This is a genomic window from Streptomyces sp. NBC_01013 (assembly GCF_045162765.1).
In the GTDB taxonomy this organism is placed as follows: domain Bacteria; phylum Actinomycetota; class Actinomycetes; order Streptomycetales; family Streptomycetaceae; genus Streptomyces.
Genome location: NZ_CP108687.1, coordinates 1,602,567 through 1,622,810 on the forward strand (window position 1 = coordinate 1,602,567; position 20,244 = coordinate 1,622,810).

Here is a 20,244-nt window from a genome sequence, read left to right on the forward strand (position 1 = left end):
GACCGGCGAGGCCGTACCGCCGGCCCACTCCCCGCAGCCGCAGGACGTCGGTGCTCAGTTGGACGACGCCTTCTCGGTCTTGAGCTCGCTGGGACGTACGATCACGAACCCCTCACCGTCCAGTCGCAGTTGGACGGCCTCACCCGAGCCGCCGCGCAGCATGGAGCCGACGCTCTGCGAGCGGTGCAGCGACGTGTTCAGATGGGCGCTCCAGCCGACCACCGCGTCCGTGTCGACACACACCGGCTGCTGGGGCGTGACGGGGATCACTATGGGATTCCCCTCGCACATCAGGCCGAGCTTCCCGTAGCCGGTGAAGACGCTGTTGAAGAGCCCGCCGCCGGTCATGCCGGCGCCCTTCACGGTCTTGATCTCGTACGCGAGCGTGGCGTCGAAACACAGGACGTTGCGGCCGTTGATGGTGAGGACGTCGCCCTGCTCCATCTCCACGATGAAGCAGTTGGCCGCCTCGTGCGCGAACCACGCCTCGCCCTGGCCGCGCACCGCCATCAGCGGCAGGCCTTCGCCGGTGACCGCCCGCTTGAGCATGCCGCCGAGACCTTGCCCCTTGCGTTCGAACTGGAGGTCGCCGCGGAAGGCGATCATCGATCCCTGGCGGGCGTGCATCTCGCCGTTGACCGCGTACTTGATGGATTTGGCGTTCTGCAGGGTCATTCCGGGGGCGGTTGCCTGCTGTGCCATGTGCTCACTGGAAAAGAGATCGCTCTTCATGCGGTGCATCCTCACCCGGAGGGTTTCGTTCCGCCAAGAAGGGGTTTCGGAGCGACTGGCAGACTGGACGGGTGAGCAGCAACGACACCCCCGAGTCCCCGTCCGTTCCCGCCGGCCTGCCTGCGGACAGTCCCTTCCGTTCCGAGCGGACGGACCGGGACGAAGCACCTCAGTACGTACTCCCGCTGGTCGTGCACATCGAGAAGGCGGAGCCCCCGGCCCGCACCGACGCACTGCGCACGGCCGCCCGGGCGGTCCTGGTGATGCTCTCCGACGAGCGGTCGACGGGCGAGGGCGAGTGGGCACAGGTGATGCGCGACTGGCAGGACGCCCGGATCCGGAAGGTGGTGCGGCGGGCGCGCGGCGCGGAGTGGCGCAAGGCCTCCGCGCTGCCCGGGATCACGGTCACGGGCGACGAGGCCGAGGTGCGGGTCTACCCGCCGGTGCCGCTCGACGGCTGGCCGAAGGAGCTCGCCAAGCTCCAGGTCTCGGGGACGGATCTGGATGACCCCGAGCCACCGGCCGCTCCCGACCTCGCCGGCCCGGTCCTCTGGCTGAACCCGCGGCTCGGCATGTCGGCGGGCAAGGAGATGGCGCAGGCCGGGCACGGGGCCCAGCTCGCCTGGTGGGAGTTGTCGGAGACGGAGCGCAAGGCGTGGCGCGAGGCGGGCTTCCCGCTCTCCGTCGCCACCGCGGACGCGGCCCGCTGGCCAGAACTCACCGTGAGCGGGCTGCCGGTGGTGCGGGACGCGGGGTTCACCGAGATCGCCCCCGGTTCCTGCACGGTGGTCGCCGACCATCCGGCTCTGCGCCGCTGACGGGCGGGTTCCGCGGACCCGGTCCGCCCGCGGATTCTTCCCGGCCCCTTGAACGATCCGGTCCGCCGATACGTACCTCCTGACACCGCCGCACTGGCCATACTGCCCAGTACGTTGAACGGCCGGTCAGGGACCGGCCGTTGCGACAGGCGGTGGTTTGGACGCCGTCACGCCTCGGCCCGGGAGAATCCTCTGTGCGACGCATCAACGGAACGGCCCTCATCATCGCGGCGCTCGTCGCCACGCTCGGCGCCCTCGCCTACCCGGTCTGGTCGTACGCCGACCGCTCCGGCACCGGTCAGGCCAATCTCGACGCGTCGACCACCGCGACCCAGTGGGGCCCGCTCTCCGCGACCGACCGGGACTTCCTGGTGAAGGTGCGCCTGGCCGGGCTCTGGGAGCTGCCCGCCGGGCAGCAGGCGATCGAGCGGGCCCCTACCGAGGCGATCAGGGCGGCCGGGGACCATCTGGTGGTCGGGCACACGGATCTGGACCGCAGGTCCCGGGACGTGGCCGCCAAGCTGGGTGTGGAGCTGCCGAACCAGCCGACCGAGCAGCAGCAGGGCTGGCTGCGGGAGATGACCGCGGCGAGCGGCCAGGAGTACGAGAGGAAGTTCGCCAATCTGCTGCGGGACTCGCACGGCAAGGTCTTCGCGTTGATCGCCCAGGTGCGGCACACCACCCGCAACTCGCTCATCCGGCAGTTGGCCAGCGACGCCAATGTGACCGTGCTCGACCACATCACCATGCTGGAGGGCACGGGCTTCGTCGACTTCGACGCCCTCGCCCGCGAGGCGGCGGGGGCGGCGACGGCCAGCCCGACCGGACCTCCGGTGGCACCGACGGGCTCGGTCCTGCCGCAGCCGGTCCCGGCGGAACCGACCGGGAACCAGTCGTTCACCTCGCGGCCCTCCACGGCACCGATGCCCTGAGCCGGCCCGGCACCCGGCCGGCGGAGCGCCGGGAACCTCAAATCATGCTCTGAACGTCCCCCTCTTCGGATTCAGCACTGTGCGGCGGGGCCATCACCCCTGCACAGTGTGGCGAAGGGGGACACCATGAAGCTGGGGATCGGGATCGGCTGGCGGCCGGAGATCGCCGACGCGGTGGAGGCACTGCCGGGGATCGACTGGGTGGAAGCGGTCGCGGAGAACCTCTGCGCCGACCATCTGCCCGCCTCCTTGGTGCGGCTGAGGGAGCGCGGTGTCACCGTGGTGCCGCACGGCGTCTCGCTCGGCCTCGGCGGGGCCGACCGCCCCGACCCCGGCAGGCTCGCCGGCCTGGCGGCCCGCGCCACCCTGCTGGGGACGCCCCTGGTGACCGAGCACATCGCGTTCGTCCGGGCGGGCGGCGCGCGCACCGGGTCACCGGCACTGGAGGCGGGACACCTGCTGCCCGTGCCGCGCACGTGGGCGGCGCTGGACGTGTTGTGCGAGAACGTGCGCGTGGCACAGGACTCGCTGCCGGTGCCGCTGGCGCTGGAGAACATCGCGGCGCTGATCTCCTGGCCGGACGAGGAGCTGACCGAGGGGCAGTTCCTGGCGGAGCTGGTCGAACGCACGGGGGTGCGACTGCTCGTCGACGTGGCCAACCTGCACACGAACCACGTGAACCGGGGCGAGGACCCCGCCACGGCCCTCGACGAGCTGCCCGTGGAGGCCATCGCATACGTCCACGTGGCGGGCGGGGTGGAGAAGGATGGCGTCTGGCACGACACGCACGCCCACCCGGTCACCGCCCCGGTGCTCGACGTCCTCGCCGAGCTGCGCTCCCGCATCGCCCCGCCCGGGGTCCTGCTGGAGCGCGACGACGACTTCCCGCCCGTCGCCGAGCTGGCGGGGGAACTGGACACGATCCGGGCCACGCTCGACGCTGGGCGGAGCAACTCGCGACGGCCCCTGGCTCACGCGCCGAGGGCCGAGCCCGTGGCGCGGGGGGCCGGGGAGCCGGAGGAGGCCCGGCGTGACCGGGTCGCGGTCGCGCAGGCCTCGCTGCTCTCCGCCCTCGTCGCGGGCACCCCTGCCCCCGAGGGCTTCGATCACCGCCGGATCGGCATCCAGAGCCGGGCCCTGGCCGCCAAGCGCGCCGACGTCGTGGCCAAGGTGGCCCCGGAACTCCCGGAGATCCTGGGTATCGGCTACCGGGACGCGTTCCTCGCGTACGCCAGGAGCCGTCCGATGTCCGCCGGATACCGGCGTGACGCCCTGGACTTCGCCGAGCACCTGCTCATCGCCGGCCGGCCCGCGGACGCGTCGTCCCGCCGCCGGCTGACCCACTGGTGGCAGGACCGGGCGGCACCGCTGCCGCCCCGCCGCACCACCCGGCTGGCCCGGGCGGCCCGTTCCGTACTCGTAGGAAGGTGACCGGGATGACCCTCTTCGCCCTGGTCCTGACACTCGCCGTGGCGGTCTCCTCGACGTTGCTGATCGCAGGGTCCGGCCGCGCCCGCCGCGGGCTGGACGGCGTGGTCCACGACCTGTCCGAGGTGGCGTTCCTGAACGGCGGGCCCGGCCGGGTGGTGGACACCGCGCTCGCCGCGATGCTGGAGGACGGCCGGCTGGTCATCGGTGGTCCCGGGATCATCGCGGTCCAACGGCCCGTCGCCCACGACCCGGTGGAGCGGGCCGTGCTCCAGGAGCAGGCCGCGGCGCCGAGCGGCGCCCTGCACACGCTGCGGAACGCGGTGATGCGCCACCCCGCCGTGCAGGAGCTCGGTGACGGCCTGGCCGAGCGCGGTCTGCTCAACGTCCCCGGGGCGAACCGGAAGTGGCGGCGCTGGGGCCTGACGCAGGGGCTGGCCTGTCTGCTCGGCCTGCCGGTCTCCTTCGCCCTGACGATCGCCGAGTTCGTCTCGTCCGACAGCCTCGGGGAGACGCCGACGCCGTTCGTCATCACGGTGCTCCCCGCACTGCTCGTCGGCACCGTCATCGGGCTGGTGGTCGCGGGCAGCGCCCGCGCCCGGATCACCGGGGCGGGCCGCAGGGCCGCGGCGGAGTTCCGTACCGCCCACGCGTACGGGACGGGAGCTGCCCACCTGGTGGCGACGGCCGGACCGCGGGCGCTCACCGACCCGGGCCTGCGGGCGCATCTCGTCACGGCGGCACGGATGCGGCCGACGGGAGCGCCCTCGCCCTCGCACCACTCTTCCGACTCCTCGGGGCTGCTGCTCGTGCCGACGGTGTGGTGCGCCGGGTCGAGCCCCGGCGACGGCGGCTGCGGCGGCTCCGCCGGAAGCAGCGGCGGGGGCGGAGGCGGCGGCAGTGGCTGCGGTTCAGGGTCCAGTTGCGGTTCGGGAGCCGGCTGCGGTTCCGGATCGAGCTGCAGCTCGGGTACGAGTTGCAGTTCCGGTTCGAGTTGCAGTTCCGGTTCCAGTTGCAGTTCCGGTTCCAGTTGCGGCAGCAGTTCCTGAGCGGCCGCCGTCCGCATCATGAAATCCCCTGGCGCCCAGGGCCCGTCTCGCATAGAAATCCGACATGCTCTGGGTTCTGTTCCTGCTGGTCGCATGGGGTGCGGCGGCCGTCTCCTGTGTCCGGCTCTGCCTCGCGGCGGCCCGCCTGGCCCCGCCGCAGGGCTCGTCGCGAGAAGCACGGGAGGCCCGGCGCGCGACCAAGGGTCCCGAACTCACGCTGTACGAGACCGCGTTCCTGGCCGGCGGCCCGCACCGGGTCGCCGATCTGGCGCTCGTCACCATGCATCTGCGCCGTCGGCTGCTGCTCGCGCACACCGGTTGGGCGACGGTGGTCGATCCTGACGGCCACGACGAGGTGGAACGCACGGTGATCCGTGCCATCGGCCCGCAGGGCCAGTCGCCCATACCGTCCGTCCGCTCGGCGGCGGCCACCGCCGATGCCGTGCGCGCCGTGGCCGACCGGCTCGTCGCCGCGGGCCTGGCGCTGCCGGGCGGGGCCGCGAGGGACATCGTGTCGGCGGTGCGGGCTGTGCGCGGGGCGGCGGTGCTGGTGGCCGCGATGGGCGCCGCCGCGCTCCTCACGCCCGGAAGGGAGGAGAGTCCGGCCGGCTCGGGGGTGCCGGTGCTGATCTGGTTCGGGCTGCCCTTCGTGCTGACCCTGGGCTGTCTGGCCATCGCCAGGATGGAGGTGCACCCGTACGGGTCCTGGGCCTCCCCCGCCGGGCAGCGACTGCTGGACGCACGCTCGGCGTCCGCGGGCAGCCGCCAGGGCGATGTCCTGCTGGCGGTCGCCGTGCGGGGCGTGCGCGCGGTGGCCGACCCGGCGCTGCGGGCCGCGCTCGGCCACGGCGCACGGAGCACCCCGTAAATGACACCGGTGCGGCGCGCTGGAAGCACGCCGCACCGTGAGCCGAACCCGGTGTCGCTGGAACGGCGGGCGGCACGGTGTGCCGCGGGTTCCGCCGTCTGATCTTCCGGGTTGGGGTGATCGGAACCCGCTCGCTACGCGAGCCCGGCCACCAGGTCTGCGACCGACTTGCGCCGGCCGGTGAAGAAGGGGACCTCTTCGCGGACGTGCATCCGCGCCTCGGAGGCCCGCAGGTGACGCATGAGGTCGACGATGCGGTACAGCTCGTCGGCCTCGAAGGCCAGCACCCATTCGTAGTCGCCGAGGGAGAAGGAGGCGACGGTGTTGGCGCGCACGTCCGGGTAGCCACGGGCCATCTTGCCGTGGTCGGCGAGCATGCGGCGGCGGTCCTCGTCCGGCAGCAGGTACCAGTCGTAGGAGCGCACGAAGGGGTACACGCTGATGTAGTCGCGCGGCGTCTCGTCGGCGAGGAACGCCGGGACGTGCGACTTGTTGAACTCGGCGGGGCGGTGCAGCGCCATGTTCGACCAGACCGGGTCGAGGCTCTTGCCCAGCCGGGTGCGCCGGAAGAGGTTGTACGCCTCCTGCAGGGCGTCCGACGTCTCGGCGTGCCACCAGATCATGACGTCCGCATCGGCGCGCAGGCCGGAGACGTCGTAGGTGCCGCGCACGGTGATGTCCTTGGCCTCGAGCTGGTCGAACAGCTCCTGCACCTCACCGGAGTACGCCGCGCGGTCGGTGTCCGCGGGCAGCACGTCGCGAAGCTTGAAGACGGACCACAGTGTGTAGCGGACGACGTCGTTGAGGTCCTTCGCCTTCTTGCCGGCGTTGGGGGCCTTGCTTGATGTCACAGTCTCAGGAGCACTCATACGGCTATTGTCCCGCCTCGCTCCGTGTGCCCTGAACCAGGGTCGAAGTGGCGATGATCTCTCCCGTGCTCGCGCGGTCCTCCCCCGACATGTCCCGGACGATCTCGTCCGCGGCGCGCTGGGCACTCGCGATGCAGGCAGGGATGCCGACCCCGTCGTAGACCGCTCCGCAGACGCGCAGCGCGGGCAGTTTGGCGACCTCGTCGCGGATCCGGGCGACGCGGCCGAGATGGCCCACGGGGTACTGGGGCAGTCCGCCGATCCACCGGGTGACCCCACTGGCTACGGGCTTCGCGGCCAGTCCGGTCGCTGCGGCGAGGTCGCTCAGCGACACGTCGACGAGTTCGCCGTCCTCACGGTGCAGATGGTCCTCCTCGCCGTAGCGGCCCACCGAGGTCCGCAGGACGAACAGGTCCGGTGCCGCGTCGGAGACCCACTGCCACTTGTGGGTGGAGAAGGTGGCGGCCTTGATGGTGTGGCCGTCGACCGGGGGCACCAGGAAGCCGGAGCGGCCGTCGAAGGCCTTGGAGCCCGTCACGTCGGAGCGCCGGAAGGCCATGGTGACCAGGGCCATCGACGCGTACTCGACGCCCGCGAGCTCCGCGGAGGCGGCCGGGGACTCGGCGGCGAGCAGGGTGGAGGCGGACCAGGCGGGGGTGGCGAGGACGATGCCGTCGGCGGTGATCACCCGGGTGTCGGTGCGTACGGTCCAGCCGTCGGCGTTGCGGGTCAGGCCCAGCACGGGGGTCTCGGTGAGGATCTCGCCGCCCCCGGCACGTACGGCGTCGGCCACGGCGCCGGGCAGGGTGCCGAGGCCCCCGTCGATCCCCTGGAAGACCGGCCCGCTCTGCTGCCGGGCGGCGGCCTGCTCCTGGATCCGGGTGACCCCGTCGAGCAGGGAGCCTCCCTGCCGGGCGACCTCGAAGAGCTGCGGTACGGCGGCCCGCATCGAGATCCGGTAGGCGTCCCCCGCGTACACCCCGCCCAGGAGCGGCTCGACCAGCCGGTCGACGACCTCGCGGCCGAGCCGGTCGGCCACGTACGCGCCGACGGCCACGTCCTCACCCACGGCGCTCGAGGTCAGGTCGCGTTCCTGCGCGATGCGCGCGAGGCCCTCGGCCGAGAGAACGTCACCGAGAACCGACGGGTCGCCGGGTACGCCCATCACGTGGCCCTTGGGCATGGGGCGCAGCGCGTCGCGCGTCCACAGCGAGGCGTTGGCGGTGGCGGGCGGCTGGAGCCGGTCGCCGAGGCCCACGGCACGGGCCAGGGCGACCGTCTCGGGCCGGCGGGCGAGCGTCGACTCTGCGCCGAGGTCGACCTGCACGCCCGCGACCTCACCGGTCATGAGCTTGCCGCCGAGGCGGCCGGTGGCCTCCAGGAGGGTGACCCTCAGACCGGTGCCGAGGAGCCGGTGGGCGGCCGCGAGTCCGGCGATGCCGCCGCCGATGACGACGACGTGGCCGGGGACCCTGTCCGCGCGGTGTGGTGAACGCTGCATGCCCCCACTCTCTCAAACCTCTTCCGAGTCCTGACCGTGACCGCTTCGAAACCGGCGTTCCGAAACCCGGACCCCCGCCTCGGACGTCGAACCGGAGCCAGTAATCACCCGTCCTGGGGGGACAGTTATGCAGTCAGCGCCCACTACCCGTACCGGCAGACGCACGGCCCGCCGCTCGCGCACGGCTCTCGCCGCCGGGCTGCTCACCGCAGTCCTCGCGCTGAGCGGCTGCGGCGCCGGTGCCGACGACTCCACTTCCGATCAGCGCGCCCTTTCCGCCGACGAGCGCGACGGTGCGCAGAACAAGGCGGACGCCGCCGCCGGGGAGGCGGCCGCGGGCGCCAAGGAGAGCGGCGCCGAGGAGGGGGCTTCGAAGTCGGGGACGCCGAAGAAGCCGAATCCGGCGACCGCCACGCACGTCATCCGTACCGCCTCGCTGTCCGTCGAGGTGAAGAGCGCCGCCAAGGCGGCCGCCACCGCCCGCACCGTCGCGCAGAACGCGGGCGGGCTGGTCGCCGGCGAGTCCACCGAGCAGGTGGACGACACGCACGACTCCTCGCACCTCGTGCTGCGCGTTCCGCAGGGCGAGTACGACGGTGTGCTGCGGGAGCTCTCGGGGGCGGGAAAGCTCCTCTCCCGCACGTCGACCGCCAAGGACGTCACCGACCAGGTCGTCGACGTGGAGAGCCGGATCGCCACCCAGCGCTCCAGTGTGGCGCGGGTGCGCAAGCTGATGGACCGGGCCGACAGACTGGTCGATGTCGTCACGCTGGAAGGTGAACTGAGCAGTCGTCAGGCCTCGTTGGAGTCCCTGCTCGCCCAGCAGGCCTCGCTGAAGGACCGCACGGCGCTGGCCACGATCACGCTCGACCTCATGGAACCGGAGGCGGTGCCCGAGAAGGACGAGGACCCGGGCTTCCTGGACGCGCTGAGCGGCGGCTGGCACGCCTTCCTGACGATGCTGCGGTGGCTCGCCATGGCGGTGGGCGCCACGGCGCCGTTCCTGGCCGTCGCGGCCGCCCTGCTGGTCCTGTGGCGGCTGCTGCGCCGCCACCGGAGCGGGAGGGAGGGGACGCAGCCGCCGGCCGGCACGTGAGGGCCGCCCGGGGGCGCCGCCGCGCCCCCGGGGTCCGCCGCGCCGTAGCGTGGGCCTTTTCGCAGTGGCGTCGAAGGGACCTGGCATGGCGGCGGAACGACTGGTGGTCATCGGCGGTGACGCGGCGGGCATGTCCGCCGCATCCCAGGCACGCCGGCTCAAGGGCCCGGACGAGCTGAGCATCACCGCCTTCGAGCGCGGTCACTTCACCTCGTACTCGGCCTGCGGCATCCCGTACTGGGTCGGCGGTGACGTCGGGCAGCGGGACGACCTGATCGCGCGGACCCCCGAGGAGCACCGGGCCCGCGACATCGACCTGCGGATGCGCACGGAGGTGACGGAGATCGATGTCGCGGGGCAGCGGGTGCGCTCCCTGGACCGGGAATCGGGCGAGACCTCCTGGACGGGCTTCGACAAACTGGTGATCGCGACGGGAGCCCGTCCCGTACGGCCCGCGCTGCCCGGTATGGAGGCGGCCGGGGTGCACGGCGTGCAGACCCTGGACGACGGGCAGGCCCTGCTCGACACGCTGGACCGGGCGAAGGGCCACCGCGCGGTCGTCGTGGGCGCGGGCTACATCGGCGTCGAGATGGCCGAGGCGATGCTGAAGCGCGGCTTCGCGGTGACCGTGCTCAACCGCGGCGAGCAGCCGATGGCGACGCTCGACCCCGACATGGGACGCCTGGTCCACGACGCGATGGACGGGCTGGGCATCACGACCGTGAACGGGGCCGGGGTCACCGCGATCCGTACGGGTGCCGACGGCCGGGTGAGCGCCGTGGAGACGGCCGGCGCGAGCTACCCGGCGGACGTCGTGGTGCTCGGCATCGGCGTCGAGCCGGAGACGACGCTGGCCCGCGCCGTCGGGCTGCCGGTGGGTCCGCACGGCGGCCTGCTCACCGATCTGTCGATGCGGGTCGTGGGCCACGACAACATCTGGGCGGGCGGCGACTGCGTCGAGGTCCTCGACCTGGTGGCGGGGCGCACCCGCCACATCGCGCTGGGCACGCACGCCAACAAGCACGGCCAGATCATCGGGGCCAACGTCGGCGGCGGTTACGGAACGTTCCCGGGCGTGGTCGGTACGGCGGTGAGCAAGGTCTGCGACCTGGAGATCGCCCGCACGGGTCTGCGCGAGAAGGATGCCCGTGCGGTGGGCCTGCGCTTCGTCACCGCGACGATCGAGTCGACGGGCCGGGCGGGCTACTACCCGGGGGCGCGGCCCATGACCGTGAAGATGCTCGCGGAGTACCGCACGGGACGGCTGCTGGGCGTGCAGATCGTGGGCCGCGAGGGGGCGGCGAAGCGGGTGGACGTGGCGGCGGTGGCGCTCACCGCCGGGATGACGGTCGAGCAGATGACGGCCCTGGACCTGGGCTACGCGCCGCCGTTCTCACCCGTGTGGGACCCGGTCCTGGTCGCGGCCCGCAAGACGGTGGGGGTGCTCCGGAAGGCGGGCACCGCCTGAGCGGCGCCCGCCTTCCGGGCCTCTGTCAGCGGGCGGTGCTGGTGTGGACGTATTCGACCAGGCGTGTCAGCGCGTCCGGGGCCATCGACGGCATCACCCCGTGGCCCAGGTTGAAGATGTGGCCCTCCAGGCCGGCGGCCGCGTCCAGCACCTCCTGGGTCTTGGCCTCCACGACGGCGGTCGGGGCGAACAGCACGGCGGGGTCGAGGTTGCCCTGGAGCGCCTTGCCGGGGCCGACGCGACGCGCTGCCTCGTCCATCGGGACCCGCCAGTCGACGCCGACGACATCCGCGCCGGCCTCGCCCATGAGGCCGAGCAGCTCACCGGTGCCGACGCCGAAGTGGATGCGCGGAACACCGTACGACGCGACAGCGTCGAACACCTTCGCCGAGGCGGGCAGAACGGAGCGGCGGTAGTCGGCGGGGGCCAGGGCGCCCACCCAGGAGTCGAACAGCTGCACCGCGGAGGCGCCGGCCTCGATCTGGACCTTGAGGAAGGCGCCGGTGATCTCGGCGAGGCGGTCGATCAGATCGGCCCAGAGCTCCGGGTCGCCGTACATCAGGGCCTTGGTGTGCTCGTGGTTGCGGGACGGGCCGCCCTCCACGAGGTAGCTCGCGAGGGTGAACGGTGCGCCCGCGAACCCGATCAGCGGGGTGGACCCCAGCTCGGCGGTGAGCAGACCGATGGCCTCGGTGACGTACGAGACGTCCTCGGGGGTGAGGTCGCGCAGCCGGGCCAGGTCGGCACGGGTGCGGATCGGCTCGGCGATCACCGGTCCGACGCCGGGCTTGATGTCGAGGTCGATGCCGATCGCCTTGAGGGGGACGACGATGTCGCTGTAGTACACCGCGGCGTCGACCTTGTGGCGGCGCACGGGCTGCATCGTGATCTCGGCGACGAGCTCCGGCATCATGCAGGAGTCGAGCATCGGGATGCCTTCGCGCACCTTCAGGTACTCGGGCAGCGAGCGCCCCGCCTGGCGCATGAACCAGACCGGCGTGTGCGGCACGGGCTCGCGCCGGCACGCCTTCAGGAACGCCGACTCGTGGGTGGCTGGGGTCTTCGTCTGGTGGCCCGAGGGGCGGTCAATGGCGCTCACACACAGAATCTTCGCACGCGCACGGAAGGAGCCCTGCCCCGCACGGGTGTCCTTCCGCGCGCGCGGCTCCGGTTCCGCCTACTCTTCCCGGCATGGCTTCGGCGCAGGGACACTTCTCCGATCAATCCGATGGTGCTGACGGCACGGACAGTGCGGAGGGTGATTCCGTCCCGCCCGCGTTCCGTTCGGCGGTGGACGCGCTGCGCTCGGCGCGCCTGCGGCCCGAGCTGGAGGTGGAGCCGACACGGCCACCGAAGCGCCTGGCCCCGTACGCCTACGCGCTGGAGGCGGCCGTCGTGGACGGCGAGGACGATCTTGCCGACGGGCGGCTCGTCCTGCTCCACGACCCTGCCGGGCACGAGGCCTGGCAGGGCAATTTCCGGCTGGTCACGCTGGTGCGCGCGGAACTGGAGCCGGAGATGGCCTCCGATCCCTTGCTGCCGGAGGTGTGCTGGTCATGGCTGACCGGTGCGCTGGAGGCGCGCGGCCTGTCCTACGGGGAGGCGGGCGGCACGGTGACCCGGGCGGGTTCGCACTACTTCGGCCAGCTGGCGACGCGGCGCCCGGCGACGCAGATCGAGATCCGGGCCTCCTGGACACCGCGCGAGGGGCGCGGCGGCGTGCCTGACACGGCGGCGCATCTGATGGCGTGGGGCGATCTGCTGTGCCAGATCGCCGGCCTGCCGCCGTCGGAGCCGGTGGACGCGGCGGTGGTGACGCTGCCGCAGCGGCGTGGACCGCAGGTTTCGTAGGGTCGTTTCCGCCACCCCGGGTTTCGCAGGCCTGCTCCGCCTCCCCCGGTTTCGCAGGCCTGCTCCGCCGCCTTTGGGTTTCGCAGGCCTGCTCCGCCACCCCGGGTGTGTGGGCCGCCTCTGACGCCGCAGGTTTCACAGGCCGTCCCCGTCACCCTGGGTCGTGACGCTGTGTCACGAAACTTCGTACAGTCACCGGCTCTCTTTTCGTACAATCGATCGCGCGTCCTATTTGCCCGAATTGTTACTCACCAAATCGTGATCTTCCTCTAAAGGAGCAGGGGTCTGCTGCCGAAGGAGTCAATGACCCTTCAAGCACGGTTCGCCCCGGCTTCATCCCCGAGCCGGCCCGTCCCGCCACTCCCCAGGAGGCCTGGTGTCCGTTCTCCTCGAGCAGCCCGCAAGCCTGGTCGCCTACCGCCCGAACAAGCCGACGGCCATGGTCGTCGTGGCCGACCCGCGCGTCCGTTCCACCGTCACCCGCCATCTGTGGGCACTCGGAGTACGTGACGTCATCGAGGCGTCGTCCATCGCGGAGGCCCGCCCCCGCGTCGGCAACCCGCGCGACATCTGCGTAGCCGACGTCCACCTGCCCGACGGTTCCGGGCTGACCCTGCTGTCCGAAACCCGAGCCGCCGGCTGGCCGAACGGCCTCGCCCTCTCCGCCGCCGATGACATCGGCGCCGTGCGCAACGCCCTCGCGGGCGGCGTGAAGGGCTACGTCGTCACCGGCACCCGTACCAACATCGGCCACCCCACCCGTCCCGGCGTCGCTCCCATCGGCGCCACCGCCGCCCGTATGCACCGCCGTCCCCCCGGCACCCCGAGCCACCCGGGCGGCTACCGCGAACTGTCCGGCCGCGAGGTGGAGGTCCTGCGGCTCGTCGCCGAAGGGCAGTCCAACAAGGCAATCGGCGTCTCCATGGGGCTGTCCGCCCTCACCGTCAAGAGCCACCTCGCCCGAATCGCCCGCAAGCTCGGCACCGGAGACCGTGCAGGCATGGTCGCCGTCGCCCTGCGGACGGGCATCATCCACTGATCCCCGACGAATACGCACCCCCGCCGGTGTGCAGAGATGCGGAACCGGCTGGTTTACATGCATCGGCGCCCGCCGGCGGATCATTCCGTCGACGGGCGCCGTACATACACAGATACCCTTGACACGTGACCGACGCCCAAGAGACCGCAGCAGACACTTCACTGCGAACCACCGGGGGCGCCCCCCCGGACGACGTCGCCCCGGCGCCGATCCCCTTGCTCGAACCTCGCGAGGGCATTCCACCGGTGGTGGCCTCCGACGATGCCCTGGCCGGGGTGATCGCGGCCTTCGCCGCGGGCTCCGGCCCGGTGGCGGTGGATGCCGAGCGCGCCTCCGGCTACCGGTACGGGCAGCGCGCCTACCTGGTTCAGCTGCGCCGTGACGGCGCGGGCAGCGCACTCGTCGACCCGGTGGGCTGCCCCGATCTGTCCGGCCTGGGCGAGGCGCTGCGCGGCAGCGAGTGGATCCTGCACGCGGCGACCCAGGACCTGCCCTGTCTGCGCGAGATAGGGATGACGCCGACCGGGCTCTTCGACACCGAGCTGGCCGGGCGGCTGGCCGGGTTCCCGCGGGTCGGCCTCGGCGCGATGGTGGAGAGCGTGCTCGGCTATTCGCTGGAGAAGGGCCACTCGGCCGTCGACTGGTCCACCCGCCCGCTGCCCGAACCCTGGCTGCGCTACGCCGCACTCGACGTCGAGCTGCTGATCGACCTGCGCAACGCCCTGGAGCAGGAGCTCGACCGGCAGGGCAAGCTGGAATGGGCGCAGGAGGAGTTCTCCGCCATCGCCTCGGCGCCCCCCGCGCCCCCGCGCCAGGACCCGTGGCGCCGCACCTCCGGCATGCACAAGGTCCGGCGCCGCAGGCAGATGGCGGTGGTCCGGGAACTGTGGACCATGCGTGACCAGATCGCCCAGCGCCGCGACATCTCCCCCGGCAAGGTGCTCGGCGACGCCGCGATCGTGGAGGCCGCGCTCGCGCTCCCGCCGAACGCCCACGCGCTGACCGCGCTGCCCGGCTTCGGCCACCGCATGGGCCGGCGCCAGCTGGAGCAGTGGCAGGCCGCCGTGGACCGGGCGAAGGAGCTGCCCGACTCGGAGCTCCCGCAGCCCGGCCAGCCCTTGGCCGGACCGCCGCCGCCGCGCGCCTGGGCGGACAAGGACCCGGCCGCCGCGGCCCGGTTGTCGGCCGCCCGCACAGCCGTGTCCGAGCTCGCGGAGCGGCTGCACATGCCGCAGGAGAACGTCATCACCCCCGACACCGTGCGCCGGGTGTGCTGGGAACCGCCCAAGAAGCTCACCCCGGACGCGATCGAGGACGCGCTCTCCGGTTACGGCGCGCGGCGCTGGCAGATCGAACAGGTGGCCCCCATCCTGATGCGCGCGCTCGCTTCGGAGGCCTGAGAACGCATCGCACAGGGGCGTATTCACGCCAGGTTGGCGCGGCCCGCTGCGCCGCGGGCGTCCTCTCCTTCCATGGCCCGGGCGGCCCCTCATGGGGCCGCCCGGGCCATTTTGCGGATGTGACCTTCGCCGCTCCCGCCACAAGGGGTGGGCAGTCCGGTTACCCGCAAGTAGCATGAGGGTGGCGGCACGCTCCCGGGCGTGCCCCGCAGCAGTGCCATCCCGCACCCTGGAGGAGAGCCACCGTGCCTCGTACCATCCGGGACGTCGTCTTCGTCGACGGCGTCCGCACCCCGTTCGGCAAAGCGGGCCCGAAGGGCATCTACCACGAGACCCGCGCCGACGATCTCGTCGTGAAGGCCATCCGGGAGCTGCTGCGCCGCAACCCGGACCTGGACCCCGCGTTGATCGACGAGGTCGCCATCGCCGCGACCACGCAGATCGGTGACCAGGGCCTCACGCTCGGCCGCACTGCCGGAATCCTGGCCGGGCTGCCGCAGTCGGTACCCGGTTACTCCATCGACCGCATGTGTGCGGGCGCACTGACCGCCGTCACCTCGACGGCCGGCTCCATCGCCTTCGGCGCGTACGACGTCGTCGTCGCCGGTGGCGTCGAGCACATGGGCCGCCACCCGATGGGCGAGGGCGTGGACCCGAACCCGCGCTTCGTATCGGAGAAGCTGGTCGACGAGTCCGCCCTGTTCATGGGCATGACCGCGGAGAACCTGCACGACCGGTACCCCACGATCACCAAGCAGCGCGCCGACGAGTACGCGGTGCGTTCGCAGGAGAAGGCCGCCAAGGCGTACGCCAACGGCAAGATCCAGCAGGACCTGGTGCCGGTCTCCGTGCGCCGCACCAACCCGGAGGCCGGTGAGACGGGCTGGGGCCTGGTCACCGCCGACGAGCCGATGCGCCCGGGCACCACCATGGAGTCCCTGGCCGGTCTGAAGACCCCGTTCCGCGCTCACGGCCGCGTGACCGCCGGCAACGCCGCGGGCCTCAACGACGGCGCCACCGCCTCGCTGCTCGCCGCCGAGGACGTGGCCCGCGAGCTGGGTCTCCCGGTCAAGATGCGTCTGGTCTCCTACGCCTTCGCGGGCGTCGAGCCGGAGGTCATGGGTTACGGCCCGATCCCGGCCACGGAGAAGGCCCTGTCGAAGGCCGGCCTGTCCATCTCGGACATCGGTCTCTTCGAGATCAACGAGGCGTTCGCCGTGCAGGTGCTCGCGTTCCTGGAGCACTACGGCATCGCCGACGACGACGCCCGCGTGAACCAGTACGGCGGCGCGATCGCGTACGGCCACCCGCTGGCCTCCTCCGGTGTCCGGCTGATGACCCAGCTGGCCCGTCAGTTCGAGGAGCAGCCCGAGGTCCGCTACGGCCTGACCACGATGTGCGTCGGCTTCGGCATGGGCGCGACGGTCGTCTGGGAGAACCCGCACTTCGACGGAGGCAACAAGTGAGCACGACCACCACTGAGCTTCTGAAGGGTGCGGCCGAGCTGTTCCCCGGCGAGGTCGTCACCCAGGCGCACGTACGCCACCTGGACCTTCCGGCCGGTGCGGGTCGTTTCGCCCTCATCACGCTGGACAACGGCCTGGACCACACCAAGCCGACCACCTTCGGACCGCAGTCGCTGGCGAACCTGAACGCCGCCATCGACCAGGTCGAGAAGGAGGCCGCCGAGGGTGCGATCACCGGCATCGGCATCACCGGCAAGCCGTTCATCTTCGCGGTCGGCGCCGACCTCAAGGGCGTCGAGCTCCTGAAGGAGCACAAGGACGCGCTCGCCATCGGCAAGGGCGGCCACGACGTCTTCCGTCGCCTCTCCGGTCTCGCGGTCCCGACCTTCGCGTTCTACAACGGCGCGGCCATGGGCGGCGGCGTCGAGGTCGGTCTGCACTGCTCGTACCGCACGGTCTCCAAGGCCCTGCCCGCCTTCTCGCTGCCCGAGGTCTTCCTCGGTCTGGTCCCCGGCTGGGGCGGCTGCGCGCTGCTTCCCAACCTGATCGGCGCCGACCGCGCCGTCTCGGTGATCATCGAGAACTCGCTGAACCAGAACCGTCAGCTCAAGGGCAAGCAGGTCTTCGAGCTCGGGATCGCCGACGCCCTCTTCGAGGGTGCGGACTTCCTGGAGCAGTCGCTGATCTGGACGGCGAACGTGCTGAACGGCACGGTCACGGTCGAGCGCCCCGAGGTCGACCGCGGTGACGCCTGGGACCAGGCAGTCGCCCGCGGCAAGGCCATCGCCGACTCCAAGGTGCACGGCGCCGCTCCGGCCGCGTACCGCGCGCTGGACATCATCGCCGCGGCCAAGGACGGCGACCTGGGCGCCGGCTTCGACCGTGAGGACCAGGCCCTGGCGGACCTGATCATGGGCGGCGAGCTGCGCTCCGGGATCTACTCCTTCAACCTCGTCCAGAAGCGCGCCAAGCGCCCGGCCGGTGCCCCGGACAAGGCCCTGGCCCGCCCGGTCACCAAGGTCGGCGTGGTGGGTGCGGGCCTGATGGCCTCGCAGCTCGCCCTGCTGTTCCTGCGCCGCCTCGAAGTGCCGGTCGTCCTGACCGACATCGACCAGGCACGCGTCGACAAGGGTGTGGGGTACGTCCACGCCGAGATCGAGAAGCTGCTCGGCAAGGGCCGCATCAACCAGGACAAGGCCAACCGCCTGAAGGCCCTGGTCTCCGGTGTGCTGGACAAGGCGGAGGGCTTCTCCGACGCCGACTTCATCATCGAGGCCGTCTTCGAGGAGATCGGCGTCAAGCAGCAGGTGTTCGCGGAGGTCGAGGCGGTCGCTCCGGCGCACGCGATCCTCGCCACCAACACCTCGTCCCTCTCGGTCACCGAGATGGCGTCGAAGCTGAAGAACCCCGAGCGGGTCGTCGGCTTCCACTTCTTCAACCCGGTCGCGATCCTCCCGCTGCTGGAGATCGTCCGCGGCGAGCAGACCGACGACGCCTCGCTGGCGACGGCCTTCGGTGTCGCCCGCAAGCTGAAGAAGACCGCGGTCCTGGTGAAGGACGCCCCGGCGTTCGTCGTCAACCGCATCCTCACCCGCTTCATGGGCGAGATCCAGAACGTCATCGACGAGGGCACCCCGGTGGAGGTCGCGGAGAAGGCCATCGAGCCGCTCGGCCTGCCGATGTCCCCGCTGGTACTCCTGGAGCTCGTCGGCCCGGCCATCGGCCTGCACGTCTCCGAGACCCTGAACCGCGCCTTCCCGGAGCGCTTCACCGTCTCCGAGAACCTGGCCGCGGTCGTCAAGGCCGGCAAGCGCGGCTTCTACGTGTACGACTCCGGCAAGCCGGAGCTGGACCCGGAGGTCGCGGCACTCCTGAAGCAGGGCGACTCCGTCCTGTCCGAGGAGCAGGTCCGCGACCGCGTCCTGGACGCGGTGGCGCAGGAGATCGGCCTGATGCTGGACGAGGGCGTCGTCGCCGAGGCCCAGGACATCGACCTCTGCCTGATCACCGGCGCGGGCTGGCCCTTCCACCTGGGCGGCATCACGCCGTACCTGGACCGCGAGGGCGTCTCCGAGCGGGTCAACGGCAAGAAGTTCCTGGCTCAGGGCGTGGCGAGCGTTCCGGCGTAACACGCTTCGCTGATACGCGGACGGGCCGTACCGGGTTGTTCCGGTACGGCCCGTCCGCATGTCACGGGTGGTTCAGGAACCCTGCCGCGGGACGACCACGAGGGCGTTGGAGACCTTGCGCTGCCGGGCGTCGTCCGTCTTCCCCGGGTCCGAGGGACTGTTGCGGACCTTGTCCCGCACCACCATCGTGCTCGATCCGCCGCCGTCGAGGTTCATGGCGTCCACGGCTCCCAGCGAGACCATGATCCTGGCCGCCTCGGTGAGACTCACGCCCTCGCTGACGCCCGGGCGGCGGCCGTCGAACACGACGAGCAGAAGGGTGCCGTCCGCCCGGATCCCGGCGACGGTACGGGGGGAACGGGTGCGCACGGCTCCTGGGGAGACCCCGTTGGCGGCCGCGTTGATCCAGGTCCGGCCGGCCCGGACGAGCGCCGGGCCCGCTCCGAGGACAGAGGCACCGGTGAGGTCCACCTCCTGTCCGCCGGGGGCCGTCACACGGGACGACACGGTGAGGGTGCGCCCCCCGGCCGCGTGCTCGCGGAGCCAGGACGCTCCGGAACCGATGCCCACCAGTGCCCGCCCGCCTCGCGGGACCGGGCCCCCGGCGGGGCTTCTCAACGCTGTCACCGCGGCACGGGCGTCGAGCACCGCCTCGACACTGCCGCGGTCCGCGCTCGGGGTCGGCCCACCCCACCGGGCGGAGAACTCGACGAGCTCGTCCGGGTCGAAACAGACACGTCCGGGAAGCGGCGCCACCGTCCGTACACCGGTGTCGGCGAGCCGGTCGCCGCCCACTCCTCCGCAGCCGACGATCCGGCCCGGCACCCGGTTGGTTCCGTCCACGCCGGCGCGAGCACCGTCGGACGAGATGACGTGCGTCGAGGAACCCAGCTCGGTGATACGGGGGCGCCGCCCCGGGCCCAGGACCAGCGCGGTGCGCCGGCCCGCCGCCTCGCTCAGCAGCGCGCCGTGCGAGACGTAGAGTCCGAGCGGATCGCCCGCGTAGCGCGCGGAGTCCATGTCGAAGAAGGTGCCGTTCACCGCGGCAACCGCCTGGGCCCGGCGGGCGATGTCGCGCACGGTGTCGGTCCCCTGCACGCTGCCGCCGTCGCCTGCCTCGACGTCGGCACGGGCGTCCTGACGTACGGTCAACACGCTGATCCGGACCGGGCTGCCGTCCTCCAGTGTGTGAACCGACTGCTGGAACGAGACGCCCTCCGGCAGTGCGGCTGCCGGGCGCGAGGCACCCGGGGCCGGGCTGGGCGGCTGCCCGTCCCCGCCGCCCGGACCGGCCCCGGCCCGGGCGGTACACGCCGCGACCAGCAGTGCGAGGGATACCGCCGTCGTGCGAGCCCGCCACCGTCTGTTCATGCCGCCACTCCCCTGCCCCCGGACGACGGACAGTCTGAGTCCGGGCACGGCTCGGGGATTCACCGTCGATATCAGCCATATGACGGTGCGGATGCTATCAACACCACCGACCGCCCGGGAGATCCCCGTTGATGAACCGGCTCAGCCTTCTTGATTAATTCGGGGTCGACTTGCGGAGCGACGGCCGGATAGACTCGGACGGCTTCCGCCGGGGGGCCGTGTCCGGA

Annotated in this window: 17 protein-coding genes; 12 read left to right on the forward strand and 5 right to left on the reverse strand. The window is 72.0% G+C overall.

The window, feature by feature from the left end; all coding sequences use genetic code 11:
* Positions 1-54: 54 nt before the first annotated feature.
* Complete coding sequence (locus tag OG538_RS06900; protein ID WP_362548154.1) at positions 55-732, reverse strand: AIM24 family protein; 678 nt, start codon at positions 730-732, stop codon at positions 55-57.
* Between the two features lie 71 nt (positions 733-803).
* On the opposite strand from OG538_RS06900, the gene OG538_RS06905 reads away from it, so the two are divergent.
* From OG538_RS06905 to OG538_RS06925, 5 genes are all read left to right on the forward strand, one after another.
* Positions 804-1,550, forward strand: a complete 747-nt coding sequence (locus tag OG538_RS06905) for a peptidyl-tRNA hydrolase (RefSeq protein WP_406091189.1) — start codon at positions 804-806, stop codon at positions 1,548-1,550.
* Between the two features lie 194 nt (positions 1,551-1,744).
* The gene (locus tag OG538_RS06910) at positions 1,745-2,482 is read left to right on the forward strand and encodes a DUF4142 domain-containing protein (protein ID WP_406091191.1); all 738 of its coding nucleotides are present in this window, start codon (positions 1,745-1,747) and stop codon (positions 2,480-2,482) included.
* Between the two features lie 126 nt (positions 2,483-2,608).
* Positions 2,609-3,913 (forward strand): DUF692 domain-containing protein, encoded by a 1,305-nt coding sequence (locus tag OG538_RS06915; RefSeq protein ID WP_406091193.1) that lies wholly within the window; start codon positions 2,609-2,611, stop codon positions 3,911-3,913.
* A 5-nt stretch (positions 3,914-3,918) separates the two neighbouring features.
* The gene (locus tag OG538_RS06920) at positions 3,919-4,959 is read left to right on the forward strand and encodes a TIGR04222 domain-containing membrane protein (RefSeq protein ID WP_406091195.1); all 1,041 of its coding nucleotides are present in this window, start codon (positions 3,919-3,921) and stop codon (positions 4,957-4,959) included.
* 64 nt (positions 4,960-5,023) lie between these two features.
* On the forward strand, positions 5,024-5,827 hold the full coding sequence (locus OG538_RS06925; protein WP_406091197.1) for a TIGR04222 domain-containing membrane protein: 804 nt from the start codon (positions 5,024-5,026) through the stop codon (positions 5,825-5,827).
* Between the two features lie 134 nt (positions 5,828-5,961).
* On the opposite strand, the gene hemQ is transcribed toward OG538_RS06925, so the two are convergent.
* Positions 5,962-6,696, reverse strand: a complete 735-nt coding sequence (hemQ, locus tag OG538_RS06930; protein WP_406091199.1) for a hydrogen peroxide-dependent heme synthase — start codon at positions 6,694-6,696, stop codon at positions 5,962-5,964.
* A gap of 4 nt (positions 6,697-6,700) precedes the next feature.
* Complete coding sequence (gene hemG / locus OG538_RS06935; protein ID WP_406091201.1) at positions 6,701-8,197, reverse strand: protoporphyrinogen oxidase; 1,497 nt, start codon at positions 8,195-8,197, stop codon at positions 6,701-6,703.
* A gap of 127 nt (positions 8,198-8,324) precedes the next feature.
* Here hemG and OG538_RS06940 point away from each other — a divergent pair, with 127 nt between their 5' ends.
* A complete protein-coding gene (locus tag OG538_RS06940) occupies positions 8,325-9,293 on the forward strand; it encodes a DUF4349 domain-containing protein (RefSeq protein WP_406091203.1) in 969 nt (322 codons plus the stop codon).
* Between the two features lie 85 nt (positions 9,294-9,378).
* On the forward strand, positions 9,379-10,761 hold the full coding sequence (locus tag OG538_RS06945) for an FAD-dependent oxidoreductase (protein WP_406091205.1): 1,383 nt from the start codon (positions 9,379-9,381) through the stop codon (positions 10,759-10,761).
* 25 nt (positions 10,762-10,786) lie between these two features.
* Here the strand turns inward: OG538_RS06945 and hemE are convergent, their stop codons facing one another.
* Positions 10,787-11,860: a uroporphyrinogen decarboxylase gene (gene hemE, locus OG538_RS06950; RefSeq protein ID WP_406091207.1), complete on the reverse strand. Its 1,074-nt coding sequence runs from the start codon at positions 11,858-11,860 to the stop codon at positions 10,787-10,789.
* Between the two features lie 92 nt (positions 11,861-11,952).
* Here hemE and OG538_RS06955 point away from each other — a divergent pair, with 92 nt between their 5' ends.
* From OG538_RS06955 to OG538_RS06975, 5 genes are all read left to right on the forward strand, one after another.
* Positions 11,953-12,612, forward strand: a complete 660-nt coding sequence (locus OG538_RS06955) for a DUF3000 domain-containing protein (protein WP_406091209.1) — start codon at positions 11,953-11,955, stop codon at positions 12,610-12,612.
* A gap of 376 nt (positions 12,613-12,988) precedes the next feature.
* On the forward strand, positions 12,989-13,651 hold the full coding sequence (locus tag OG538_RS06960; protein WP_093899280.1) for a response regulator transcription factor: 663 nt from the start codon (positions 12,989-12,991) through the stop codon (positions 13,649-13,651).
* A 125-nt stretch (positions 13,652-13,776) separates the two neighbouring features.
* Positions 13,777-15,051 carry a ribonuclease D gene (locus tag OG538_RS06965; RefSeq protein ID WP_406091211.1) on the forward strand — a complete coding sequence of 425 codons (1,275 nt, stop codon included), beginning with the start codon at positions 13,777-13,779 and terminating at the stop codon, positions 15,049-15,051.
* A gap of 245 nt (positions 15,052-15,296) precedes the next feature.
* Entirely contained in the window at positions 15,297-16,517 is a 1,221-nt protein-coding gene (locus OG538_RS06970) for a thiolase family protein (RefSeq protein ID WP_406091212.1), read from the forward strand.
* On the forward strand, positions 16,514-18,646 hold the full coding sequence (locus OG538_RS06975) for a 3-hydroxyacyl-CoA dehydrogenase NAD-binding domain-containing protein (protein ID WP_406091214.1): 2,133 nt from the start codon (positions 16,514-16,516) through the stop codon (positions 18,644-18,646). Before OG538_RS06970 ends, OG538_RS06975 begins: the two co-directional genes overlap by 4 nt.
* A gap of 72 nt (positions 18,647-18,718) precedes the next feature.
* Here the strand turns inward: OG538_RS06975 and OG538_RS06980 are convergent, their stop codons facing one another.
* On the reverse strand, positions 18,719-20,017 hold the full coding sequence (locus OG538_RS06980; RefSeq protein ID WP_406091216.1) for a phosphodiester glycosidase family protein: 1,299 nt from the start codon (positions 20,015-20,017) through the stop codon (positions 18,719-18,721).
* Positions 20,018-20,244 lie beyond the last annotated feature (227 nt).